19 protein-coding genes, 1 tRNA gene and 1 riboswitch are annotated in these 24,516 nt (G+C 41.9%); of the genes, 9 read left to right on the forward strand and 11 right to left on the reverse strand.

The genetic code is table 11. The features are described 5' to 3' along the window. Positions 1–630 carry an MgtC/SapB family protein gene (locus tag ACLOAU_RS00880; protein WP_427859930.1) on the reverse strand — a complete coding sequence of 210 codons (630 nt, stop codon included), beginning with the start codon at positions 628–630 and terminating at the stop codon, positions 1–3. 228 nt (positions 631–858) lie between these two features. Here ACLOAU_RS00880 and ACLOAU_RS00885 point away from each other — a divergent pair, with 228 nt between their 5' ends. Further along, positions 859–2,367 carry a trypsin-like peptidase domain-containing protein gene (locus ACLOAU_RS00885; protein WP_427859931.1) on the forward strand — a complete coding sequence of 503 codons (1,509 nt, stop codon included), beginning with the start codon at positions 859–861 and terminating at the stop codon, positions 2,365–2,367. A 169-nt stretch (positions 2,368–2,536) separates the two neighbouring features. Here the strand turns inward: ACLOAU_RS00885 and lpdA are convergent, their stop codons facing one another. Both lpdA and ACLOAU_RS00895 read right to left on the reverse strand, forming a co-directional pair. Then, positions 2,537–3,940 (reverse strand): dihydrolipoyl dehydrogenase, encoded by a 1,404-nt coding sequence (gene lpdA, locus ACLOAU_RS00890; protein WP_427859933.1) that lies wholly within the window; start codon positions 3,938–3,940, stop codon positions 2,537–2,539. A gap of 145 nt (positions 3,941–4,085) precedes the next feature. Then, positions 4,086–4,682, reverse strand: coding sequence for a TetR/AcrR family transcriptional regulator (locus ACLOAU_RS00895; protein ID WP_427859934.1), 597 nt, complete (start codon positions 4,680–4,682; stop codon positions 4,086–4,088). 377 nt (positions 4,683–5,059) lie between these two features. Here ACLOAU_RS00895 and ACLOAU_RS00900 point away from each other — a divergent pair. Continuing rightward, a tRNA-Arg gene (locus tag ACLOAU_RS00900) sits at positions 5,060–5,133 on the forward strand. Positions 5,134–5,246: 113 nt separating this feature from the next. On the opposite strand, the gene ACLOAU_RS00905 is transcribed toward ACLOAU_RS00900, so the two are convergent. Next, on the reverse strand, positions 5,247–5,429 hold the full coding sequence (locus ACLOAU_RS00905; protein WP_427859936.1) for a hypothetical protein: 183 nt from the start codon (positions 5,427–5,429) through the stop codon (positions 5,247–5,249). Positions 5,430–5,620: 191 nt separating this feature from the next. Between ACLOAU_RS00905 and ACLOAU_RS00910 the strand changes: the two genes are divergently transcribed. Next, positions 5,621–8,254 carry a response regulator gene (locus tag ACLOAU_RS00910; RefSeq protein ID WP_427859937.1) on the forward strand — a complete coding sequence of 878 codons (2,634 nt, stop codon included), beginning with the start codon at positions 5,621–5,623 and terminating at the stop codon, positions 8,252–8,254. 19 nt (positions 8,255–8,273) lie between these two features. On the opposite strand, the gene ACLOAU_RS00915 is transcribed toward ACLOAU_RS00910, so the two are convergent. Next, a complete protein-coding gene (locus ACLOAU_RS00915) occupies positions 8,274–9,500 on the reverse strand; it encodes a 4-hydroxy-3-methylbut-2-enyl diphosphate reductase (protein WP_427859938.1) in 1,227 nt (408 codons plus the stop codon). A gap of 100 nt (positions 9,501–9,600) precedes the next feature. Here ACLOAU_RS00915 and ACLOAU_RS00920 point away from each other — a divergent pair, with 100 nt between their 5' ends. Together ACLOAU_RS00920 and ACLOAU_RS00925 are read left to right on the forward strand one after the other, a co-directional pair. Then, entirely contained in the window at positions 9,601–10,989 is a 1,389-nt protein-coding gene (locus ACLOAU_RS00920; RefSeq protein WP_427859939.1) for an alpha-amylase family glycosyl hydrolase, read from the forward strand. Between the two features lie 156 nt (positions 10,990–11,145). After that, complete coding sequence (locus tag ACLOAU_RS00925) at positions 11,146–11,994, forward strand: DUF4886 domain-containing protein (RefSeq protein ID WP_427859940.1); 849 nt, start codon at positions 11,146–11,148, stop codon at positions 11,992–11,994. 164 nt (positions 11,995–12,158) lie between these two features. On the opposite strand, the gene ACLOAU_RS00930 is transcribed toward ACLOAU_RS00925, so the two are convergent. From ACLOAU_RS00930 to ACLOAU_RS00940, 3 genes are all read right to left on the reverse strand, one after another. Further along, on the reverse strand, positions 12,159–13,736 hold the full coding sequence (locus ACLOAU_RS00930) for an IS1182 family transposase (RefSeq protein ID WP_427859941.1): 1,578 nt from the start codon (positions 13,734–13,736) through the stop codon (positions 12,159–12,161). Positions 13,737–13,839: 103 nt separating this feature from the next. Further along, positions 13,840–15,396, reverse strand: coding sequence for a trypsin-like peptidase domain-containing protein (locus ACLOAU_RS00935; protein WP_427859942.1), 1,557 nt, complete (start codon positions 15,394–15,396; stop codon positions 13,840–13,842). A gap of 207 nt (positions 15,397–15,603) precedes the next feature. Next, the gene (locus ACLOAU_RS00940; protein WP_427859943.1) at positions 15,604–16,608 is read right to left on the reverse strand and encodes an acyl-CoA reductase; all 1,005 of its coding nucleotides are present in this window, start codon (positions 16,606–16,608) and stop codon (positions 15,604–15,606) included. Positions 16,609–16,770: 162 nt separating this feature from the next. Here ACLOAU_RS00940 and ACLOAU_RS00945 point away from each other — a divergent pair, with 162 nt between their 5' ends. From ACLOAU_RS00945 to ACLOAU_RS00960, 4 genes are all read left to right on the forward strand, one after another. Further along, positions 16,771–17,118 (forward strand): 4Fe-4S dicluster domain-containing protein, encoded by a 348-nt coding sequence (locus ACLOAU_RS00945; protein ID WP_427859944.1) that lies wholly within the window; start codon positions 16,771–16,773, stop codon positions 17,116–17,118. A gap of 113 nt (positions 17,119–17,231) precedes the next feature. After that, a complete protein-coding gene (locus ACLOAU_RS00950) occupies positions 17,232–18,218 on the forward strand; it encodes a D-alanine--D-alanine ligase (RefSeq protein ID WP_427859945.1) in 987 nt (328 codons plus the stop codon). A 100-nt stretch (positions 18,219–18,318) separates the two neighbouring features. Then, positions 18,319–19,149 (forward strand): PASTA domain-containing protein, encoded by an 831-nt coding sequence (locus ACLOAU_RS00955; RefSeq protein ID WP_427859946.1) that lies wholly within the window; start codon positions 18,319–18,321, stop codon positions 19,147–19,149. Positions 19,150–19,177: 28 nt separating this feature from the next. Beyond that, positions 19,178–19,489: a rhodanese-like domain-containing protein gene (locus tag ACLOAU_RS00960; protein ID WP_427859947.1), complete on the forward strand. Its 312-nt coding sequence runs from the start codon at positions 19,178–19,180 to the stop codon at positions 19,487–19,489. A 70-nt stretch (positions 19,490–19,559) separates the two neighbouring features. Here ACLOAU_RS00960 and ACLOAU_RS00965 read toward each other — a convergent pair whose 3' ends face one another. From ACLOAU_RS00965 to ACLOAU_RS00975, 3 genes are all read right to left on the reverse strand, one after another. Then, a complete protein-coding gene (locus ACLOAU_RS00965; protein WP_427859948.1) occupies positions 19,560–21,806 on the reverse strand; it encodes a TonB-dependent receptor in 2,247 nt (748 codons plus the stop codon). Between the two features lie 77 nt (positions 21,807–21,883). Next, positions 21,884–21,989: riboswitch (TPP riboswitch) on the reverse strand. Between the two features lie 333 nt (positions 21,990–22,322). After that, positions 22,323–23,876: a signal peptidase I gene (gene lepB, locus ACLOAU_RS00970; RefSeq protein ID WP_427859949.1), complete on the reverse strand. Its 1,554-nt coding sequence runs from the start codon at positions 23,874–23,876 to the stop codon at positions 22,323–22,325. A 148-nt stretch (positions 23,877–24,024) separates the two neighbouring features. Then, entirely contained in the window at positions 24,025–24,459 is a 435-nt protein-coding gene (locus ACLOAU_RS00975) for an energy transducer TonB (protein WP_427859950.1), read from the reverse strand. Positions 24,460–24,516: the final 57 nt, after the last annotated feature.

The following is a 24,516-nucleotide window of genomic DNA, read 5'->3' on the forward strand; positions in this document are numbered from 1 at the left end:
TCAGTATTCGAATCTTTTAATAGTATCGTCCGATTCCAGGCTTGTAACAATAGCATTATGTTGATCCGCTTTACCCCGTACCTGCCAGTGCGTGGTCATCAGCCCATCTTCTTTGATCTGTTTGGTGAGTTTAAATTTCAATTCACTGTTGTGAAAGAGTTGCTCCAGTTTCTTTTTGGCATTCTTTTCAAAGAAATACTGTATAACATATAAACGGTTTTGGTTAGAATTGTCTATGAGTTTTTCAATATAAGGTAATGCTGCCAGCACAAACAGGATAAGAAAGGATGCACAGGCAGCCACAAAATAATAACCCGCGCCAATACCCATGCCTACCGCAGCAACAGCCCAGATTGTTGCGGCAGTGGTAATACCGTTAACCCGGTTATCTCCCCTGAAGATCACACCGGCTCCTAAAAAACCAATACCCGTTACAATATTAGAGGCAATTCGATCGGGGTTGCCACCGCTACCGATCAGGGTAGACATCATCGTAAAAAAGCAGGAACCCATAGAGATCATAATGATGGTGCGAAACCCTGCTGACTTGCTCCGGTACTCTCTTTCGGCACCAACAAGACCACCCCATAGGGCGGCGAGCAACAGGCGGCTCAATAGTTCATAATCCATAGCTACATCGTTTTTTAAAGTTAAATAAGGCCGCTTTTAAATATGTCTGCTACAAATTTAGTATATCACTACACACTGTTATCATAAACCAGCAAAGCCGGGCTGGCTACTCAACTTACGTTTTAAACGACTCATTATGCCAGTATAGCGATTTCCGTTTGTGTTTGGTTTGTATGCGACAATAAATTTATAGCGTGATTGTATTGAAAACAAAAAAAATGATCAAGTATGAAAATATCTATTAGTAAACTGGCAACAATGATTTTGGCGGTATTGGCTGTTATAGCAATTGGAGGATGGGCGTTTTTCAGTCACGGGCAGGTGGTTAAGAACAGTATTATGCAGCCTGGCGAACCGTTCGTTAAAAGAACCGGTTTTGTTGAAGCCGCTACGCCGCCCGTGGATTTTGAAAGTGCCGCGGAGGCAGGCGTTCCTTCTGTGGTTCATATAAAAACGCTCACTAAGTTTAAACAAACTGCCGGGAGGGACATGGAAAATGACAGCCCCTTTGGTGGCTTTTTTGGAGGAGATGAGATGTTTAAAAAGTTCTTTGGTGATGGCGGATCTATGACCCGGCCGGAGCAAAAAGCTTCAGGCTCCGGGGTAATCCTTAGCAGCGATGGCTATATAGTTACCAACAATCACGTTGTAGACGGCGCTTCCGAAATTTCTGTAACTACCAATAACCGTAAAAGCTATAAGGGTAAGGTGGTAGGCACTGATCCCAATACAGACCTGGCTTTAATTAAGATCGACGCTAAAGATCTTCCTGTAATGAACATAGGAAATTCAGACGATGTTCACCTGGGTCAATGGGTACTGGCAATAGGCTACCCGCTAAACCTGGATGTTACCGTAACCCAGGGTATTGTAAGTGCTAAAAGCAGGAACATCGGTATCAATCAACAGGGATCAGCGCCGGTGGAAGCTTTTATACAAACGGATGCGGCGGTGAACCCCGGCAGCAGTGGCGGGGCTTTGGTAAATACCAAGGGAGAATTGGTAGGAATTAATGCAGCGATCGCATCTCCCACAGGATCTTATGCCGGGTATGCCTATTCCATTCCATCTAATTTGATGAAAAAAGTAATAGGCGATATTATGAAGTTTGGCGCGGTGCAACGTGGATACCTGGGTGTGAGTATGGCACCCGATGATATGGATGATGCTACGCGGAAACAACTAGGCGCGCCGGATAATATCAATGGCGTTTGGGTAGCAGAAACCGACCCCCAGGGAGCCGCTTCGCAGGCAGGTATTAAGAAAGGCGATATAATTACAAAAATCGATGGTCAGTCCATTGAAACCGGTGCGCAGCTATCTGAACAGGTGGCAACCCATAAACCCGGAGACCAGGTAGCGATCAGTTTTACCAGGGGTGGCCAGGAGCAAACGGTTACTGCAACCTTGAAGGAAAAATTAGGAACCTTCGCCGGTCAACAGGACGCAGCCATTAAATCGCTGGGTGCAACCTTAGAAACTGTTGGTAAGGCCGAGGCCGCTAAACTTAATATTGCAGGCGGCGTAAAAGTAAAAGATATTGGTGACGGGGTGATCAGCGATCAAACTGCTATGAAACCCGGATTTGTTATCACAAAAGTGAATGATATTACTGTTAAATCTGTGGAAGAATTTAAAGCAGCGGTTGGTAAGCAGGGTAGCAATTTCCAGATCCAGGGACAGTATCCCGGCAACAACCAGGTTTACTTTTATGGTATTAATGATTTCAGAGGATAGTTGTTTAATAGGGTTAGTAAGCCCTCCTTTAACAGGAGGGTTTTACTTTTTTAAATTATGCAGCCGTTTGAGTACCTGGATGATCACTTCAGAACCCATAAAACACTTCTCTATTTTTCCCGGCAGGGGAAATATTGGCCAACCTGTGCGTGAACGATTCAACAATAGCTTATATATTGACGGAGGCTTTTCCCGATGCAATGGTGTAGGCCTCTTTCATAACTTCCGAATAAGTTGGATGGGCGTAGCAAACAGATGCCATATCCCTGGCGGTGATTTCAAACTCCATACCTGCCACAGCCTGTGCTATCAGGTCGGAAGCCCTGGGCCCTATTATATGCACACCGAGAAGTTCACCGTATAAAGGGTCGGAAAGCACTTTTGCGAATCCTTCGGTTTCCATACCTGCACGTGCCCTTGCATTAACGGCAAACGGAAATTTTCCGATATTATATTTTATATCCTGTTTCTTTAGTTCTTCTTCGGTATAACCAACAGAGGCGATTTCGGGCCAGGTATAAACCACTGATGGTATCCTGTTATAATGAATATACGGATTTTGACCATTTATTTTTTCCACTACAAAAACTGCTTCTTCCTCTGCTTTATGCGCCAGCATAGCACCCCCGGTAACATCTCCTATAGCATAGATATGGGGTACCGTAGTCTGTAAAAGCTTGTTGGTTTTTATTGTTCCATTGGCGTTTAATTCAACGCCGGTGTTTTTCAAACCCAGGTTTTCCGTATAAGGTTTTCTTCCTACGGCGACAAGTATGTAATCGGCACTTAACATATCATCAAGGCCCTGGCTGTTTTTGAACCACACCCTGGCTTCATGTTCCAGGTTTTCGGTTTTGTATACCGATTCCCGGAGCCTGATTTCTATCCCTTCTTTGCTCAGGATCTTAGATAATTCGGTACTCAGGTCTCTGTCCATAGCAGCAATGAGATGTTCTGCATACTCCAGAATGGTAACCTTAGTTCCGATCCGGTTAAAAATGGATGCCATTTCTACACCTATTACACCGCCGCCAATAATGATGATACTATTGGGTTGGTCTGCCAGGTTCAGTGCTTCTGTAGAAGTGATGATTCTTTTCTTATCTATAGCTATACCAGGAATAGTGGAGGGTTTGGAACCAGTGGCGATAATGTATTTCTTTGCTTTGATTGGAATATCCTGGTTGCCGGCACCCTTTATATTTACTGTTTCATTATCTACAAATGACCCCGTACCCTGTAAAACGGTAACTTTATTTTTTTTCATTAAAAAATTTAAGCCCTGGGTATTTTTTTTCACCACATCCGCTTTTCGTTTGTACATCTGGTCAAAATCTAAATTGACACCCGAAAAATGAATACCATGACTTTCGAACCGGCGTATGGCGTCAATATAGTGGTGTGTACTATCCAGCAATGCTTTTGTAGGAATACACCCCACATTGGTACAGGTGCCACCTAAAGTGTCGTACTTTTCTATTAAAGCGGTTTTATAACCCAGCTGGGCGCTCCTTATTGCTGCAACATATCCGCCGGGACCTGAGCCTATAACGGCGATATCAAATTCGTTCATTTTATTATATTATTTGTTATTTAAAAAATACGTTTTCGCTGGCTACTATTTTACATTGTCTTTTAAAAGCTCCTTCAATAGTTATTGTGGTCTTTAGCAATATTGATTTAAATAAACCGATCGGTCTTTTTTTTGATAAAAAAAATTAAGCAGCCAGGTTACCTATCATTTTTTCTAAAAATGCCATTGCTATCTTCAACTCTGCTATTTTCCCCGTAACCTTTGCCTGCATAAATGCACCTTCGATCATTGAAATCATAATCACGGCTATTTCTGTTGGGTCTGTATCAGTTTTTATCTCGTTTCTTGCCATGCCTCTTTTTATTTGGTGTTCTATTGATGTTTTCCAGTATAAGAGTGCATTTGCAGCTCTTTCTTTCAGTTTAGGATGTGTATCGTCAGCCTCTGTAGCAGTATTTATTATGGGGCATCCTGCCTGTAAACAGGGATATCTAAAGTAATTTTTATAAGTATTCGGATAAACTAATAATCTATCAATGGCATTTTCTGTTCTCTGTATCCGTTCTTTTATGTGTTCGGTAACTATGTTGAAGTTATAATCAAACGTAGCTAGGGCTACTTCATCTTTATTCTCAAAATTGCCGTAGATGCAGCCTTTTGAAAGACCTGTTATGTCCATAATATCATTCATTGAAGTACCGGCATAACCTTTAGTGTTGAATACAGAAGCGGTTTTTTCAACAATGAACTGTTTTGTGCTCTCCGACTTTGACATTTTCATAAAACCGTGTGTAACGTGATGCAAAGATATAATAATATTAGACCGATCGGTCTTTTTTTATTTATCCCGGGATATTTTGTGCCTTACTGAGGCAAATGCATATCACTGGTACAAACGCAAACAACCTGTTTTGTCTGGCAATAATTGGATAAAAGTGGTTGCTGTCAACGGATGGCCTGTTTTTTTGGGTGATAGGGCAGTGCTGTACGCTGCTAAATTATTTAAAATGAAAGCATATTACAGACACACATCGGTCATTTGCTATTTCAGGTGGGTGCCGCCATTGCGTTATTTATTGCCTGATATTTTGTTTTTCTGAAAAATTGCTTTGTTAGAATTATTATTTTCCTTACCTTTGCTCTCCCTTACGGGGAAATGGCTGCGTAGCTCAATTGAATAGAGCATCTGACTACGGATCAGAAGGTTTTAGGTTTGAATCCTAACGCGGTCACACTAAAATGAAGCAGTTACATTAAAGTAGCTGCTTTTTTATTTTAATTTTCTATGTGTTTTAAAATATTTTAATATAATGAGCCGCGAGTGGGCCAACGAGCCAGTCTAATCCTAACTGGTCAGGCGCTTGTCTTCTAAGGCGGTATTGATAAACGGCTTATCAATAAAAAGATCATCTCCCATCCACCATTTTTTTTCTATTAATAGGCGTTGCCTGCTTTTACCTGTTTTTTTACGATCGGATGCCAAAAGTTTCCGGACAATTTTGAGCAGCGATATAAAAGGGTTCCTCATGACTATTGACTTAATGTTACGGGTGTTTCTCATGTCAAATGTAGAAAGATTAATTTTCTCCCGCCGTAACTAATATTGGTGATGTTTTAATTAATTCATACATTTACAGTTACCTTCTAACCAAGTCTAGCGTAGCTTATAGCAATTGTAGCAAAGCTAAACCTGAAGAATATTGGAATAACTTAATAAAAGTGAGTTCAGGAAAACCCATAGCATTGTCGGAAAAGGTGAAAATTACTATTGCCCTGAGTGTCAGTGCGCTTATTCTGATAGGTTTGGGGATTTTTGCCAATTCAAGAACCATCAGGTATAAACAATCTATGCGGGATGTTAATTTATCCGGTATTATCATTACGCGTTCGCAGGATATTCTTAACGACATACAGGACGTACAATCTGCCTATCGTGGCTATATCATCACCAATGATTCCTCCTTTCTGAAATCTTTTGGAATTTCCAGCCGCATACTGCATACCCGTATTAATTCGTTAAAAAGCCTGCCCATGATGTACCAGCAACGTTTATTGCTGGATAGCATTGCAGGCTTGATCAGCGATCAGAAGGAAGTAGCTTATAGCATCATTGTTAAACGTAAGTATGTTTCGTTCCTGGAGGCCTGGAATTTTTTAAACGGAGGTGATGAAACCAGACTGGTTAACAAACTCCGGTATAATGTATTGAACTTTATCAACACCGAAAAAGCGCTGCAGTCAGATAAGCTGAAGAAGGAAAATGATAATTTTAATATGGTGATCTATGTAGTAATCACCAGTGTATTGGTAGCTGTGTTGATCATTATGCTTACGCTCGTTTACATCCGTAAGATTTACCAGCGACTGGTAGATACGGAGAAACTGTTATTGAAATCGCAGATAAGGCTTGAAAGTATACTGGATAAATTACCTGTGGGTGTTATTATCGTAAATACCAAAAGCAATGAATACCATGCGAACCAAAAAGCAGTTACCTTACTGGATAAGCAGTTGCTTTCAGACGGTAAAGTGTTCGAAGCACTCGATCATACCTATACGTTCAGCGGCGCTTTAAAAGATGATCTCAGGGATAAACTCTTTATTACCCATGCAATTCATGGCGAAGAAAATATAGGCTTTAACGAAACGACGGTTGAGGTAAACGGCCGGCAGATTCCTTTGAGGGTAAGTGCTATCCCGCTTTACAATGAAAAAAATCAGCTGGAATATGCGATCTCTGTTTTTGATGATATAAGCAATATAAAACAGTTTGAAAATGAATTGATCGAGGCTAAAAAGCTGGTGGAGGAATCGCTTAAATTAAAAGAATCCTTCCTCAGCAATATGAGCCACGAGATCAGAACGCCCATCAATGCCATCCTGGGTTTTGCCGAACTGCTGGGCAAAAGAGATATTGGTACGGAGGAGAACGAATATGTTCGCATTATCAGGTCAGCAGGGGAGAACCTGTTGAGATTATTAAACGATATCCTCGACTTTTCCAAGCTGGAATCGAATATGATGGTCTTTGAAGAGCATCCTGTAAGCATCGATGGTATCCTGAATTCTATTTGCGTTTTATACCTGCCCAAAGCAAAAAGCAAAGGTATTACCCTGAGTTATGAGTGTGATAATAATGTGCCCGAAGTGGTAATTGGCGATCCTGTAAGGTTAACGCAGGTAATCACCAACATTGTAGGGAACGCTATTAAATTTACACCAAAGGGAAGTGTATTGATCTTCGCCAAAATGATCGCTGCCAATGAAAAAACTTCGGTTATAGAATTCAGGATCAAAGATTCTGGAATTGGTATTTCAAAAGATAAATTATCGAGGGTCTTTAAGCGTTTTGAGCAGGCCGGTGTGGAAACAACGAGGTTGTATGGAGGAACGGGGCTGGGCCTGAGTATTGCCAAGCATATTGTTCAAAGCCAGGGCGGCGAAATTACGGTGACCAGCGAGCTGGGAGTAGGGTCTATATTCAGCTTTACCATGGAATTTGCTAATTTTAATGAAGCCGAGCTGAGCAATGCAACACCCATTGAAACCGTAACGGATCTTTCGTTCTTAGATGATTTAAGGATATTGCTGGTAGAGGATAACTCGCTTAATATAAAACTGATTAATGGAATTTTCCTGGGAACCAATGTGAAAATAGATGTAGCAGAAAATGGTTTTCAGGCTATAGAAAAAGTAAAAGAAAATTTTTACGATATTGTTTTAATGGATATCGAGTTACCTGACATGAATGGGTATGATACCACAAAAATCATCAGGAAAGAACTACACCTTGATTTACCTATTATTGCATTAACCGCTCATGTATTGGCAGGAGAAAAAGACAGGTGCCTGGAAGCAGGTATGAACGACTACTTGACCAAGCCGGTTAATACACGTCAGCTGTTTGAGAAAATAAGCGTCCTGGTTTCGAGAGACTTCAGTGCACCTATAGAGCCTACCCCGAAGCTGGCTACCAGCCCGTCGCAAAAGCTTTTCTCAACCGATACCAGTGTGGTTGATCTGAGTTACCTGAGAGAGCTTTCTGATAATAATAAGGAGTTTGAGAAAGAGGTGATTGAGTTGTTTTTATCGCAGGTGCCGGGGCAAATGAAGGAACTGGATCAGGCCATCAATGAGAGGAATTATAAAGAAATAAAAATGCTGGCTCATAAGCTTAAATCCTCTACTGCCGTTACGATAGGCAAAAAGCTGATGCCGCATTTTGAGCTGCTTGAGGAAAAAGCAATAAAAGACGAACTACCCGATAATGCATTGAGGAGTTACCGGATCATCAAAAATATCCTGTCAAAAGGGATAAGCCAATTAGAGCAATTGCTGGAAACATCTTATTAAGCTAGGTGAATGGCTGCCGTTAAACTAATTGCTGTGCCACAGCTTGTACCGGGAGCGCATGGGAATAAAAGCCGGTTATTTTTTCAATTACTTTTTCAACCAGTATATCCGGGCAGGATGCGCCACTGGTAATTAATATTTTTACCGGTTCCTGCTGAGGCAGGTAGTCTGCCGTAAGTAATTCCTGGTTAGTATGAAAATTGAAATGGATGATCTCTTTTTGAGATACAATCTTGTCAGGGCTATTAATGTAATAAGTGGGCAGTTTCTCTTCGCAAAGCTCTACCAGGTGAGAAGTGTTAGATGAGTTATAGCCGCCCACAACAATAGCCAGGTGGGCATCTGTTTGAAGCATTGCTGAAACAGATGTCTGGTTGTCGTTGGTAGCATAACATAGGGTATCCCTGGTGTCTGCAAACCGTTCTGCCAGGTTCTCCCTCGATAGTTCGTATTTGTCTACCATCACCTGTTTTAAATAATCAGCAATGGCTTGTGTATCGCTTGCCAGCATGGTAGTTTGGTTCACTACACCAATTCTTTCAAAATCTTTGGTTATATCAAAACCTTCGCTGTACTGGTTTTTAAATTCTTCGTAAAAGCCGGCAGCGTTCAGTTCGCCTGTTATGTATAATGCCAGTCGTTGAGTTTCCTTCATATCTTTTACCACCACTGCAGGAGCATCGGCTGCGGCATGCGAAAAAGTAGCTCTTGTTTCTTCGTGCGAGGGCTTGCCATGTATAATGATAGTATAATCTTTTTTGGCGATGGCTGCACTGCGGTTCCACACTTTCTCTACAAAAGGACAAGTAGTGTTATATTTTTCTGTAGGAATGCCAATGTCGTTTAATTTCTTTTCAATTGCAAGGGTGGTTCCGAAAGCAGGTATGAGCACAATGTCATCCGACGTGAGATTATCGAAAGGAATCAGTTCTTTGCCATAAGTATCCTGTAAAAATTGAACACCGTGCCGGCTCAGGTCGGCATTTACCTGGGGATTATGTATCATTTCACTTAATAAGAAGATACGTTTCCCGGGGTTTTCTTCCACTGTTTTAAACGCAATTTCTATCGCATTTTCCACACCATAACAAAACCCAAAATGGCGGGCAAGATGTATTTGTACCGGTCCAAAATCCAGCAGGGTAGGGGTAAAATCTTTTTTTAATTTATCTTTTTCCTTCCTCAGTTTTTTTATGGTAGATATAAGAGAACTCCTGTAAAAAACCGGTACATCAAACTGCTTCATAAATGCAAAGATAACCAGGAAAATCAGATAAATTAGCCGTTGTAAAAGCAATACGACTCAATACAAATATTTCCCTATCTTCAATTTTAAAGATTTCTTTATGAGCAAACTCGCAGTTTTAGCATTAAGTATGATGTTGTTAAGCTCTTGCAAGCTAATGCCTAAAGAAGAAAAAGACAATCAACAAAATAAAACCGGTACAATGGCAACAACGACAAACACAGACTGGAAACATGCGACCAATATTTACGAAGTAAATGTGCGACAATATACGCAGGAGGGTACTTTTAATGCATTTTTGAAAGAATTACCCAGGCTAAAAGACATGGGGGTACAGGTTTTATGGTTCATGCCTGTAACACCTATTGCCAGGGAGAAGATGAAGGGTTCGCTGGGGAGCTATTATGCATGTTCTGATTATACTTCTATCAACCCTGAATTCGGGACTCTCGAAGATTTTAAAAAACTGGTAGACACAGCTCATAGCCAGGGTTTTAAAGTGATTATTGACTGGGTGGCTAATCATACCGGCTGGGATCACGTATGGACCAGGTCTAACCCTGATTATTACCTGCATGATTCTGCTACGGGTACTTTTCAGGTAGCTAGTGGAATGGATGATATTATTGAACTGAATTTTAAAAATCCGGATCTACGCAAAGCGATGATTGATGCCATGAAGTTCTGGGTAACTGAATGTGATATAGATGGGTTCAGGTGCGACCTGGCATCATGGGTGGAAGTGGATTTCTGGCAGGAAGCCCGGCCACAGGTAGATGCCGTGAAGCCCTTGTTCTGGCTGGGTGAGTTTGATGAGTTGGAAACTCCGGACTATGGCAAAGTATTCGACGCCAGCTACTCCTGGAAATGGATGCACAAGACCAAAGATTTTTACCAGCATCATCAGCCTTTGCATGAATTGTTAGATCTGTTACAGCAATACAGCAATATTGGTGATAGCAGTATGAGGGCCTGGTTTACTACTAACCACGATGAAAATAGCTGGAATGGTACAGAATATGAAAAATATGGAGATATGGCTAAGGCACTTGCAGTGTTCAGCTGTACCTGGAATGGTGTTCCGCTCATTTACAGTGGCCAGGAGTTGCCATTAAAAGATAAACGACTGAAGTTTTTTGATAAAGATCCTATTCCGTGGACCGGTAAATATGAGTTGCATGATTTCTATAAGACATTATTGAACCTGCATGCAACTCATGCTGCGTTAAGAGGAGGCGATCCGTCGGTGCAAACGCTGAAATTAACCACCACAGCAAACGATAAAATATTTGCTTACCTGCGTAAAAATGGTAACGACGAAGTTGTAGTGGTTTTGAACTTTTCGGGAGATGCTGCAAGGTTTGATATTACCGACAACGCACTTAATGGTTCATTTGAAAATGCTTTTTCTCAAACACCCAACGATTTCAGTTCGTCTAAAAGCTTCGAAATGCAACCCTGGGAGTACCTGGTGTATGTAAAAAAATAAAGAAAGATCAAACATTATTAAAACCTGGCTCGCCAGGTTTTTTTATTGACGTATTGCACCGGGTGATCATAGTGCCCGGTCATTACATTCTATCCGCCTAATGACAGCGGCTGTATGGATGCGTGTCAACAATATAAAAGTTATATTTTTATCCCTATGAAAAAAAGTATTGTTTTAATTACCATCATCTTCTTCCAGGTATATTCTTTGGCGGCCCAAAAGAATAAAGATCCTGATGTTCTAAAAATCCTGGCTATTGGTAACAGCTTCTCCCAGGATGCCGTGGAGAACTATTTATATGACCTGGCAAAAGCCGGGAATAAAAAGATTATTATTGGCAACATGTATATAGGAGGCGCTCCCATTGACCTGCACGTTAAAAATGCGGATAGCAACAAAAAAGCCTACGATTATCACAAAACACAATTGGATGGCGAAAAGCTGAACAGGAAGAATGTTAGTATTGAAGAGGCAATTGCTGATGAGGATTGGGACTATATCAGTTTACAACAAGCCAGTCCGCTCTCCGGGAAATATGATGTAATTATGAAACATTTACCCATGCTGGTCAATTATGTAAAGTCAAAAGCGCCTGGTGCTGCTTTAATCTATCATCAAACATGGGCCTATCAGCAGGACTCTAAACATACAGGGTTTGCCAATTATAACAGGCAGCAAAAAATAATGTATGAACAGATAGTGGATGTTTCAAAAAAGCTCAGCAAATCGGGCTGGTTTAAATTTATTGTTCCTTCCGGCACTGCTGTTCAAAATGGACGTACCTCTAGCATTGGCGATCATTATACAAGAGATGGGTATCATCTCAACCTCGATTATGGCCGTTTTACTGCAGCCTGTACCTGGTATGAAAAGTTATTTAATGCAGATGTTCGTAAGAATGCTTACAAGCCCGAAAAGCTTTCTGATTTGCAGGCCACTATTGCTAAAACCGCTGCACACAAAGCCGTTAAAAAACCTTTCCGGGTGTCTAAAATAAAGCTTTAGTAGTGTGTTCAATGGGGCTGACTAAAAAGGTCAAACGTCTCAATATTTGAAAAAGTACAGTTCACTTATATGGGCTGTACTTTATTTATTTAAGTTTTCGGTTTCACAATAATATCTGCAGTAATAGGGGATATTATGAGTGATAAACGTACTTTTTTTGTTTATCAGGCTGCTTTATTGAGTTTTTTTATTGATACTTTTCTCAGGTTGTGTGCCATAGCTACCAATATAAACTCTGTTTTTACTTTTTGAAGACCTCGCAGGTGGAAGCGACGGAAGTCCATATTGTGTTTTATATCTCCAAAACAGCTTTCGATCTCTGTGCCTCTTTGTTTTTTCAAGGACTGTCCCAGTTCTGTGTGAAGGTTTTGCCTTGCCTGCTGCTTAAAGGCTTCCAGTTTTTCGTTGATCTCTATCTTTCGGTTCTCCCCTTTAGTCGATTTACAACACTGTTGATAAAAAGGACAGCCGGAGCAATTATTACATTCATAAACTTTTACCTCTGATTTGTAACCGGTACGTTTATGCGTTTGTTGGTGTTTGCCTTTAAAAATAAGTAGTTGCTTATTAGGGCAGCTATAAGTATTTGTGAGTATATCATAGATAAAGTTGTCCTTTAGAAAAGAATTTTGCTGATAAGCTTTGGTTTGTTCTTTGTGATATAGCGGGAACTTCATATAACTGGCTATTTCATTTTGTTGTAGCAGTTCATAATTCTGCTCTGTACCAAAGATGCTGTCAGCAATAATCCTGTCGGGCTGGCAAGGTTGTTGGCTGGCTATGGCGTGCAGGTGATCATTAAAGCAGGCTCCATCGTTGGTCGATTGATGAACGCTCACCCCGGTAATAAACTGATCCTCGCTACCTGCCAGTACATTGTAGGCTGGCAGTACTTCTACCTTATTTTTCATCATCATAGCTGTGGCATCGGTATCAGTTTTATTGTAACCACTACGGTTGCCGGCTTTTTGAATCTGATTGTTATACTTTTCTATCTTGCCTTCAGCATCTTTTAACTTCTTTTTCAGTGTGGTGGCCTTGCGTCGTTTGCTCTTTACAACAGTATTGCGTATGACATCGTTGAGTGTAGCTGCCTTTTGGGCTATTGCTTCCCGGCTCACGGTAGCAGCTTGTCCATGTTCTTCCAGATCAGCTTGCCCATAGGCTTTATCTTCCTGCCGGTTCAGCTCATCTATTTGCTTAAACAACTCCTGGCATTTTTCTACAGCCTTCAGACCATACCGCTCTGCATTTTTCTTCCATACCATTTTATGCTGATTGGCATCTGCACGCAATGTTGTTCCATCGCAAAAATAATTTTCCAGCTTGATATACTGATGAGCTACCAAAAACTCCAACAGCTCTTTAAACAATGCTTCTATTACCTGTTTGGCTTTGCTGCTGCGGAAGTTATTAATCGTACGAAAATCAGGACGGTTCATAGCTGAAAGCCACATAAAATGAATGTCCTGGCTCAGTGCCTTGGCTATCTTGCGGCCAGTATAGATCTTTACACAATAGGCATATAATAACACTTTTAGTAACATCCGGGGGTGATAGCTACTGGTGCCGCCACCTTTGTATAAGTTGATCAGGTCGCTGATATCCATCAACTCAACTACCTCATTAACCACCCTTACAAGGTGATCCTTGCCTATTAACTCTTCCAGTGAAGGTGGTAACAATAAATTTTGTTGAGGACTATATTGCTTAAATACTACAGAAGTTTTTACTTTAGCCATTGTAATTTTTGTGTGGTAACTAAAATTACAACTCAGCCCCTTTCTCACAAAGAAAAGGGCTGACCTTTTTGGTCAGCCCCTATTATTAGTTTACGAAGTTCTTTTAGAATGCGCCGCCATCCGTTTCATCTCCCGACAAATTGATCTGGTAGCTGTACCTTCCGCTATATCCCGGGTAAATACCCACCAGTTCAATGGTACTACCTTTAGCCTGCGCTAACATTTGTGCAAACTCATCTACATTCTTAATTTCTCTTCCGTTTACTGAAGTAATAATAAATCCTTTCTCCATACGCGTTCTTCTTAACGGACCATCAGATTTTATATTGGTTACTTCAACACCACCTTTTATTTTTAGCTGGGTAGCGCGCTGCGCTTCAACATTCTTCAGATCCACACCTAACCGGTCGCCAATAGCTTCAGCCGAAGTGATCTGCACCATTTTAGATTGTGCTGATAATGTTACATCAACGGTGCTTTCTTTTCCTGCCCGTACATAAGTAAGTTTCACCTTGTCGCCAGGTTGTGCACTTGCAATGGCTCCGCTGATTTCCAGTCCGGAAACAATATCCCTGCCATTGATTTTGGTGATGATATCACCTTTTTTAATACCTGCTTTACCGGCGCCTCCGTCAGGATCTGTTCCTAGTACATAAACACCATCCTGCAGTCCTGCTCTTTTCAGGTACTCCTCATTCTGGGCAGACTGAGGTGAATAAGTAACACCCAGGTATCCACGCTTCACATCGCCGAACTTAACAATATCATTCACTATTTTTCTAACAATAGTAGAAGGTATAGCAAAAGAATAACCGGCATAAGTACCGCCAGGAGCAAGGATCGCCGAGTTAATACCAATCAGTTCTCCATTTGTATTAATTAAGGCGCCGCCGCTATTTCCTGAGTTTACTGCAGCATCTGTTTGGATAAACGATTCTACAGGCGACTGGCTTTGCTGGCTGTTAATACCAATGCTTCTGCCTTTCGCACTAATAATACCCGCTGTTACGGTAGCTTCCAGGTTAAAAGGATAACCTACAGCCAATACCCACTGACCTAATTGCAGATTGTCCGAATTGCCATAAATCAGGTAGGGCAGGCTGGTGGCTTCTATTTTCAGAACTGCCAGGTCGGTACTTGGGTCGCGACCCACTACTTTGGCGGTGTAGGTTTTTCTTCCCTCGTTCAGGGTAACTTTGATCTCAGGAGCGATTCCTTTTCCATCTCTGTCAGAAATAACGTGGTTGTTGGTTACAATATAACCATCCTGGCTTATGATAACCCCACTACCGGAAGCTCTTTGTTCAGGAATGATTTGCGGACCCATGCCACCGCCGAAAAAATCTCCGAAGAAATCTTCAAACGGATCGCGGCCGCCTCTGCTGTTGGGTAAATCGTTGGTAACCTGCTTAGCCGGTATCTTGGTTTTAATATGCACCACGGCAGGTACTGCAGATTGGGAGGCCTTCGTAAAATCGGTAGGCTCTGCCGCATTACCCTTATTGTCAAAAAAACTGGCATAATTAACAGGCAGCTTTCCATCCACCGGAAGTCCTAGCCCGGCGGAGCTGCTCCTGAAAAATTTTCCGTAAATGTAAACTCCTGCAAAAGCTGATAGTACACTTACAACTACTACCAGTACTAACTGTTTAACTTTCATACTCTTGTTCACTTTTTTAATGAGTTATTCAAAAACTATTCCTATTCTTTCACAAAATAACAAATTGTCAGATGTATTTCTTTTTGACAGGTTTTAGTTTAACAAAGTTTTACTAAAGTCTTCGTACTTTGCGATTTGTTTTGTTTGACGTTGAACGATAAGCTTTTATTTCGTTTGTATCATCAATTAAATGTTAAAGGTAAATCCTTATCTAAGAGTGGTCAGCCACTGCATCGTGTCAACTCCATCGGCATAGTCGGTCAGCGAGGGGCGTTGGGCGTGGCCGAAATGGATAAAGCCATTACCTACCACGCATTGAACATCATTGTTATGGTTTAATTCATCTTTAACCGTTTCAATATTATCATATATTTCATAATTCAACTGGCTTACCGGTGAGAACAGGCTATCGGCTTCAATTAAGAGCAGCGAGGCATTACTCATGTAATAGTTATGATTGAGCAGATGCAACGCCAGGTTGTAATCGTAATTGTTCTTGTATTTGTGATGATCGGCCAGGTAATCGTATTTCTTAAAAATATTGATCAGCGATTCAAAATCGTAATTGCGGGGCACATATATTTTGGTAATATTACGACAGCCCATGCCAAAGTAAAGGTAAATATCGTCAGCAAGTTGTTCCAGTTCTTCCTTCGATTCATTACCCTTAATAATGGCTACAGAAGTGCGGTTGCGACGGATGATATGGGGAAATCTGCTAAAGTAATACTCGAAATGTCCCGCACTACTGTTGCTGCCGGTAGCAATATAGGCATCACAGTTCTTAAGCAGCTCAGCAAAGGCAGTATATTCATTGAGTTCCGGCGCCCATTCGATCATTTTCTCCACCAGGTGTTTAATCAATACTTCATCTTTTGACGAGGGTTTAATGAGGCTGCGATGGCCGCTGATGAACACACAAAGGAAGTCATGAAAACCTACCAGGGGAATATTTCCCGCCATAACAATACCAACCAGTCGGGCTGAAGTTGGCTCCCGGGTTAAACCCGGGTATTGGCTGATCCAGTTCTGTAAGGCTTCCCGCTGCAGGAATTGGCGCACAATATTGTTAATGCTCAGATCAATAAATTCGGGCAAAAACCAGCCGTTATGCAAATAGGCGTTTTGTTTTACCTGCTGCCAGTCTTCGCTATTTTTCTGCATATACTGTCCCAGTTGCACCAGTATTTCTATACGTTTTTGTAAAGTCATTTATTTATTTTTTGTTGCCTCGCTCTTCAAAAGGCGAATTTAATGGTCATAAACCGTTTACCTGAATTTTTGTTTGATGGTTGATATCGCCTATTTCAAGTCCATTCAGTAATTTTGCAGATTATACGAACAAATATAGTTTCATAAAACAAACAATAGGATATGGCAATAAAAATTACAGATGAGTGTATAAACTGTGGGGCATGCGAACCAGAGTGTCCGAATAATGCAATTTATGAGGGTGGAGTAGAATGGGCTATTTCAGATGGTACATCGGTAAACGGAGCGTTTACCCTAATGAACGGTAACGTGGTAGACGCCCATTTTAAAAACGAACCATTAGCAGTGGATACCTATTACATAACGCCCGATAAGTGTACAGAGTGCCAGGGATTTCATGAAGAGCCGCAATGTGCTTCTGTTTGCCCGGTAGACTGCTGCGTACCCGACGAAATGTACCAGGAGACAGTAGATCAGCTGATGGAGAAAAAAGAAAAATTACACGTTTAAAAAATTATGGCGTGTCCTTTATTAGCCACGCTTTAGAACCTCACAGGATATTCTACCTGTGAGGTTTTTCATAACAAACAAGGGCCGGTTAAGCCATAAATACAGTATTCAGCATGAAAAAAAATATAGCATTGGTTACAGGCGGGTATTCCGGCGAAGCCGTGATTTCCTATAAAAGCGCGACCACTATTCAAAATAATCTTGATCGCGAACAGTATAATGTTTACAAGATCAATATTACCCGTGAGGGATGGTTTTATGAACCTGACCAAGGTGACCCCGTAGCTGTGGATAAGAATGACTTCACCGTTCAGCAGGGAGATCAAAAGATAAGGTTTGATGCGGTACTCATTGCTTTACACGGTACGCCAGGAGAAGACGGCAAGTTGCAGGGATATTTCGATATGCTGAAGATACCTTACACAGGATGTAGTGCCGCCACATCTGCGCTTACTATGAATAAAAGCTACACTACCGGTGTTGCCGGCAAATCGGGTATCAACGTAGCCCAATCGGTTTTATTATTTGATCATTCGCCACTTGATGTTGTAGAGATACTGCAAAAATTGCGATTGCCGCTGTTTGTGAAACCCAATAGTGGCGGATCCAGCATTGGTATGAGCAAAGTGTTGCAGCCGGAAGAGCTGCAATCTGCGATAGAAAAGGCTTTTAAAGAAGATACCCAGGTGCTGGTAGAAGAAATGATCGTGGGGCGTGAGTTCACTATCGGCGTGTATAAGTCCAGGGGTGAGATCATTACCCTGCCCATGACGGAAGTAAAAGCTGATGAGTCAAAGGTCTTCTTCGACTTTGAAGCAAAATATGAAGGCAAATCCACCGAAGTAACACCAGCCCAGGTAGATGAGTTGATTGCAGAAAAAATAAGAGCTGCAGCCCGGCAGGTATATGCGATATTCAACTGCAGAGGCGTGATACGCATTGATTTTATTTATAGTGAAGCTGTTGGGGCTCCTTTTATGCTGGAGGTGAATACAATACCCGGCCAGAGTGCTGCCAGCTTGATTCCACAACAGGTAGCTGCAGCGGGTGGTAACCTGAAAGACTTTTACAGCCTGCTGGTGGAGGAATGTTTTGTATAATTGATTGATGGATATGTAACTGGCATAAATTTTTCTGCGGGAAGAGGTAATTTAACGGGGCAACAAAAAATTATGTACGTTTACTATATAAATTTGTCGAATGTTTAGATTTATTACGGGTAAGCCGCTTTGGGTGAACCTATTGGTTGGATTTCTTTTAGCGGTGATCTTATTTGTGGCACTGATCAGTTCGTTAGGTTGGTTTACCAACCATGACGATGCCAAAACAGTTCCGGGCGTAACCGGCAAATCGCTGGCAGAAGCACAAAAGATACTGAGTGCAGCAGGATTTACGGTAGAGATCCAGGATAGTGTTTACCAGGATACGATCGCGCCGCTTCAGGTAATCAGGCAGGTGCCCGATGAGCTCGAAGTGGTGAAATCAAGCCGCACGGTTTATCTTACCTATAATATGTCGCAGCCGCCTTACACACAAATGCCCAACATAGTTGGCCGAAGTTTCCGCAATGCGTTAAGGGAACTGGAAGCAGCGGGTTTAAAGCTGGGAGATACTACATTCAGGCCCGATTTTGCTAAGAACTCAGTATTAGAGCAATTATATAACGGGGTGCTCATACAACCCGGTGCCCAGATACGTATGGGCAGTAAAGTGGACCTCGTAATTGGTTCGGAATTGAGTAATACCGCGTATGCGATCCCTAACCTTATTGGCCTTACATTAGGACAGGCCAGGGCTTTATTAAAGGAGAAGGGTATTGAGCTGGCGTCCATTATTCCCGATCCGGGCGTGCGTGATACCGTGAATGCTTATGTTTACAGGCAAAGCCCCGATCGTTTTGATGATGAGGGACACATCATCAGTATCAGGGCCGGGCAGGTGATGGATGTATGGGTAAGCGCTACAGCGCCGGTAGTAGATTCCTTAAGCGGGCATTCTCCTTCTCCTGCTGACAGCGTAGACAATGAATAAATAAATAAAAAAGCAAACTTTAAATATTATGGAAACCATTACCGTTCAGCAATTGAAAGAAAAAATTGACAATGGTGAAAAAGTAAATCTCATCGACTGCCGGGAGCCGGCTGAATACGAAGAGTACAATATCGGGGGAACATTGATTCCACTGGGTAATATACAAAACGGAGACCTGGGCCCGCTTGAAGGCAAGGAAGATGAGGAAATTATTATCCACTGCCGAAGCGGTAAAAGAAGTGCTGCCGCCTGCCTTTACCTGGATTCACAAGGCTTCAAAAAAACAGTGAATGTAGAGGGTGGTGTTCTGGCCTGGAGAGATGCATTTGAGGCGGAGTAAGGAAGCTGCTTACAGTAAATATTATTTTTAAAGACCTGCGGAGCAATTCGGTTCCGCAGGTCTTTTTATTTTAGAAGCCGAATGTTAGTCCAACATTCCAGTTCGTGCCGGCCTGGGTAAAGTAGTAGTTTTCTGTAGTCATAACACCATCATACAAATAACTGTAGGTATAACCGTTATTTTCATACTTCTTGTTGAAAACGTTATTTACCATCAATATAATGCTGATGTCTTTAAAGACGTTAGATGAAAACTGGTAGCGAAACCTGGCATCTGTTAACGCATAAGGATTAATGCTCCTGAGTTTGTTTTGAGAATTATCCAGGTACTGTCTGCCCACATATTTTTCCAGCAGATCAAAGTAAAAATGCTGCTTGCTTTCCGGCTTGGTAAATGGCTCAAATGTTACCACGGCTCCGGCTACCGTATTAGGTGAAAAAGAGATGTCGGTATTGCTGAACGACTCACTGATCTGGCCTTCATTGTCGTAGTCAACATCATATTGTACCAGGTTTTTTATTTTATTCCGGCTGAAAGTGGCATTGGCACTGGCTTGTAGCCAATAGGTGGGGCGATATGCTGCGGTTATTTCAATACCTGCGCGATAGCTGTTGTCAACGTTAATACGGGCGTCAGCGCCTACATCATTGATCTTTCCGGTGGCAATCAACTGGTTTTTATATTTCATATAATAACCGTTAATGCCGGCTTCAAACCTTTTGGTGTTAAACTGATAACCGAGCTCAAAGTCGGTTAGTTGCTCGTGTTGGGGAGCTTCGGTTATATTGGCTTCAAAGTCATTTCTGTTAGGCTCTTTATTGGCTATAGCAACTGACCCGTATATTTTACTTTGGGCTGTGTTAGCATGCTTTATAGTATAGCTAACACCAGCTTTTGGATTAAAGAAAGTGTATTTCCCGCCGGATTGTAAGCCCTGATTTTTCCTGAACCCTTCGATCGTATAATCTACAGATCTCAGTTGCAGGTCAACAAAGCCATACAGGTTGGTAACGATCTGTTGCTGCAGTTTTGCATAAATATTAAAGTCGTTTTTGGAAGCGGGCAGGTTATACCATCTATAATTTACAGGTACTCCAACATCGGCCCATCTTATAAATCCATAATGCTTGGCATCATATTGAGTATAGGCACCGCCGATATTGATATCTGTATTATTCCTGCTATAGTTTACAGAAAATACAGTTCCATAATAATGATTGTCCAGCCAAAGCTGACGGGTAAGATTGGTAGAAGTAATTATTGAATCTCCGATAACAGGATTTTCTAATTTATAGTCTGAAAACGGGTCGCCTTTTCTGTATTCGTTATAGTAACCCTTGCCACGTGTTAGAAAGAAGCTAAGGTTTGCTGACCAGTAAGGATTGAACTTGTGATTCAGGAACAGCTGGTAATAGTCCTGCTGGTAATTATCTGTCTGGTCATCATAGTAGTTCCCATTGGCCATTTTCCCCAGCGTATTGGTTTGCCTGCCTGCCAGATCTAATTGGTCGCTATAGTTGAGACCATCCGGACCTTGCCCATCGAAGAAAATGGTACCAATTCCGTTCCAGGCCTGCCCGGTTTTCTCTTTCCCCGATAAAAGATTGAATTTAATATTTGTCATTTCATCCTTCGAGGTCCATCCGGCTAAGAACTGCAAAGATTTTAAATCGCTGTTTGAACGCTGTATATACCCGCTTGAGTTGATCTTGGATAAACGCACATCAAACTGAAATCCTCCGCGTAATAAGCCTGTACCGGCCTGCAGCGTGTGCTTCCAGGTATTAAAGGAGCCATAGGCATTGCTGATGCTGGCTGATGCCTGTTTGTTTTGCTCGATATTGTAAATATTCAATGAGGCCCCGAATGCTCCGGCTCCATTGGTGGAAGAGCCCACACCGCGTTGTAACTGAACCGAGCTGGTGGATGATGCAATATCACCAAAGTTTACAAAGAAAGCCCCCTGTGATTCAGGATCGTTGACAGGAATGCCATTAAAGGTTACGTTGGTACGTGCTATGTCGGTACCCCTGATACGCATTGAAGAATAGCCCACACCTACACCATCGTCGGAACTGGTTACAACCGAAGGGATCTGGTTAAGCAGGTAAGGAAAGTTTTGTCCGAGGTTCTGTTTAGCAATTTCTTTTTTGCCAATATTACTTACGGCAAAAGGCGATTTTTCGTTGAGCCGGGTAGAACGTACTTCAACAGGGGTTAGGAGCTGAACACTGTCAGATGGGATAGTGTCCCTTTGAGCGAAAAGATTTGAACCGGCTGTACATGACAGGCCAATGAACATGAGAATCCTCTTCATTTGTTTTTTCTTTTTTGCCATGCCTCAGGGCCGGCGGGTTAAAAAATTAATGAGAGGGAAATGCTGAAATGAGAAAGGATTAGAAAGATCTTCCTTCCCTGCGCAGGCATTACCCTGATCAGGTTTACGGGTATTATCTCAGCTTCTCCGCCTGCTGGCGGGTCGGCACCCCGGGAAACACTGTGCTTTGTTAAAAGCGGTGCAAAGGTAGCTGTTTTAGTTGATAAGTTGGCTGCTTAAGTGGTTGAAAGGTTGACAAGTTGAAAGGTTGATGAGTTAATAAGTTGACTAGTTATTAGTGAACGATGACATACAGCATAAGGCATGTGTGAAAGATAGGCTTGGTTGTCTGGCGCAGAAGTGCGTAGGGACCGGCAACTCACTTGATCCGATACATAGTATCCTTGCGCCCTGATGGTTAAAATAAAGGTTATAAATCCGCAGATGCCGGATACTTTATTGGTCGATGAAGGGCCAAAATATCATACTACTATCAAATATCCAGTATCCAGTATCCTACTTAATGATATTAAACAGCCTTTTCCATCTGGGTCCGTTATCATAGCTGAACCAGATCATCCAGGCCTTACCCACCACAGCGCTTTCGGGTACAAAGCCCCAGAAACGGCTATCCTGGCTTTTGTGACGGTTATCACCCATCATCCAGTAATAGTCCATTTTAAAAGTATAGGTATTGGTTTGCTGCCCATTGATAAAGTAAGCGCCATTCCTGTTTTCCAGGGTATTGCCTTCGTAAGTACGGATTGCACGCTCATACATGGGGTATGTTTCGGCGTTTAAAGTTACAGTGCCTCCCTTTTTAGGGATCCAGATTGATCCGTAATTATCTACTGTCCACGCGTGGGCAACATCATAATAAGGGAAAAGACTTTCAGACCCTGCATCGCCGCGTGCTACTTCTTTAACAATACTGGATGCGTCTACTGCCGGTAGTTTCTTTAATATTTCCAGCTCGGGAAGGGTGAGGTTGATGTGGTAAATACCATCCTGCCAGGCACTGAAATCAGGACTGCCGCTTTCCATATTCAGCGCGATACCTGCATCTTTGAGAAAATCCTCATCAATCTGCAGGTTGTTTTTTGTTTTAAAAGTGTAATAAGTTGCAGAAGTAGGAGATACAAAGCCAGGTTTATTATTAATATAAACAATACCATCAACAATTTTTAATGAATCGCCGGCAATGCCCACGCAACGCTTAATATAGTTGTCTGTTTTATCCAGCGGGTGCGATACCACAGGGAATTCGCCGGGATTAGCCAGAATATACTGATCAGTTTCTGACCCCGCTGCAGCTCTTCTTTTAATATCGTAATAAGGATTAGCCGACTCAAACTCCGGCCGGTGTATGACCGTATCTCCGGCAGGGAAATTGAATACTACACAATCGTTCCTTTTTACTGGTGCTGCAAACCAGCGGGTATACGGTAATTCTATCAAGGTAGAATAGGATTTGGTATTAACGCTGGGAAGATAATTGTGTACAAAAGGCACAGACAAAGGCGTGTTGGGAATCCGCGGGCCGTAGCTGAATTTGCTTACAAAAAGAAAATCCCTTACCAGCAAGGTTTTCTCCATTGAACTGGATGGAATGGTATACGCTTCAAAAATAAATGTACGGATCAGGGTAGCGGCAATCACTGCAAAAATAGCGGCATCTACCCACTCGCGCCAACCCGGCTTTTTATGTTTCTTTACACCTTCTGCACCTATAAACCGGGCATCTTTATTATTAGCAAGCCACGGAAAATAGAAAGGGGCCAGCAAAGACGCTGCGGCATGATCTAAAAAAGAAAAACGGCAAAACACCTTCGCGAATTCTATAAAGATACCTGGTGTGATAAACCAACCCACAACGGGTATAAATTGCCAGAATACCCAGTGTTTAGGGCGCTGTGCGATTTCCTGCATGATCCAGGTATTGTAAAAAGGTACATACGCTTTCCATGACTCGCGACCGGCTTTCTTGAATAATTTAGACAAACCAAACGACGGTAATAAAACAAGCAGTAAACTAATCAGGTATACAACTAATAATTGATTGAAAGGCATCGGCCAGATTTTTAGCGGCAAATTTATTGGAAACGCGTGAAATAGCAGTGAAACAGTGTACAATTAACATTCCCCATGAAGAAGTACTGTTATAGATAAGCCATTATAAACCATCAGAAATGCGGGTTAAATCCTGTGTAAAGCGTATTTACAGCCGGCGAACTAAAAAAGTAAGCGGTTGCTTTCTGTAAGATCTGACAGCCTTTTCATTCAATAAAGCCGGAATCCACCTGCCTGATTTTTTAATAATGCGAATCGTTTCTTCTTCCATGCCATACCCCATATCAGTAAGCTTCGAAAAATTACTGAGGGTGCCGTCTGTATTGATTACAAATCCTATTATAACCGTGTAAGTACCATCGGGCGCTCCGTTGGTTACGGGTACGCGCATATTGATATTACGTTGTACATGGTTGAGCCAGGAGCCGCGGTAAGCCGCTTTTTGATCCACCTTCTCATAAATGGTGGAGTCTGGCTTGTAAATAACGGTGTCCGCTTTTGCAGCTTGTGCCGTTAGCTCTGTGTGGCATAGCAAGCCTGCCACTAAAAGTAAGAAAGTGTATATTGGTGGTTTTTGACTCATAAGATTTTATATAGATGACTAATATAATAAAACCTTATCATACTTAACTGATTTATT

The organism is Paraniabella aurantiaca, assembly GCF_050309965.1.
Classification (GTDB): domain Bacteria; phylum Bacteroidota; class Bacteroidia; order Chitinophagales; family Chitinophagaceae; genus Niabella.

Coding starts and splice junctions, on each gene's coding strand:
- ACLOAU_RS00880 (WP_427859930.1), bottom strand. CDS start 630: ATGGATTATGAACTATTGAGCCGCCTGTTGCTCGCCGCCCTATGGGGT.
- ACLOAU_RS00885 (WP_427859931.1), top strand. CDS start 859: ATGAAAATATCTATTAGTAAACTGGCAACAATGATTTTGGCGGTATTG.
- lpdA (WP_427859933.1), bottom strand. CDS start 3,940: ATGAACGAATTTGATATCGCCGTTATAGGCTCAGGTCCCGGCGGATAT.
- ACLOAU_RS00895 (WP_427859934.1), bottom strand. CDS start 4,682: ATGAAAATGTCAAAGTCGGAGAGCACAAAACAGTTCATTGTTGAAAAA.
- ACLOAU_RS00905 (WP_427859936.1), bottom strand. CDS start 5,429: ATGAGGAACCCTTTTATATCGCTGCTCAAAATTGTCCGGAAACTTTTG.
- ACLOAU_RS00915 (WP_427859938.1), bottom strand. CDS start 9,500: ATGAAGCAGTTTGATGTACCGGTTTTTTACAGGAGTTCTCTTATATCT.
- ACLOAU_RS00920 (WP_427859939.1), top strand. CDS start 9,601: ATGAGCAAACTCGCAGTTTTAGCATTAAGTATGATGTTGTTAAGCTCT.
- ACLOAU_RS00925 (WP_427859940.1), top strand. CDS start 11,146: ATGAAAAAAAGTATTGTTTTAATTACCATCATCTTCTTCCAGGTATAT.
- ACLOAU_RS00930 (WP_427859941.1), bottom strand. CDS start 13,736: ATGGCTAAAGTAAAAACTTCTGTAGTATTTAAGCAATATAGTCCTCAA.
- ACLOAU_RS00935 (WP_427859942.1), bottom strand. CDS start 15,396: ATGAAAGTTAAACAGTTAGTACTGGTAGTAGTTGTAAGTGTACTATCA.
- ACLOAU_RS00940 (WP_427859943.1), bottom strand. CDS start 16,608: ATGACTTTACAAAAACGTATAGAAATACTGGTGCAACTGGGACAGTAT.
- ACLOAU_RS00945 (WP_427859944.1), top strand. CDS start 16,771: ATGGCAATAAAAATTACAGATGAGTGTATAAACTGTGGGGCATGCGAA.
- ACLOAU_RS00950 (WP_427859945.1), top strand. CDS start 17,232: ATGAAAAAAAATATAGCATTGGTTACAGGCGGGTATTCCGGCGAAGCC.
- ACLOAU_RS00955 (WP_427859946.1), top strand. CDS start 18,319: ATGTTTAGATTTATTACGGGTAAGCCGCTTTGGGTGAACCTATTGGTT.
- ACLOAU_RS00960 (WP_427859947.1), top strand. CDS start 19,178: ATGGAAACCATTACCGTTCAGCAATTGAAAGAAAAAATTGACAATGGT.
- ACLOAU_RS00965 (WP_427859948.1), bottom strand. CDS start 21,806: ATGAAGAGGATTCTCATGTTCATTGGCCTGTCATGTACAGCCGGTTCA.
- lepB (WP_427859949.1), bottom strand. CDS start 23,876: ATGCCTTTCAATCAATTATTAGTTGTATACCTGATTAGTTTACTGCTT.
- ACLOAU_RS00975 (WP_427859950.1), bottom strand. CDS start 24,459: ATGAGTCAAAAACCACCAATATACACTTTCTTACTTTTAGTGGCAGGC.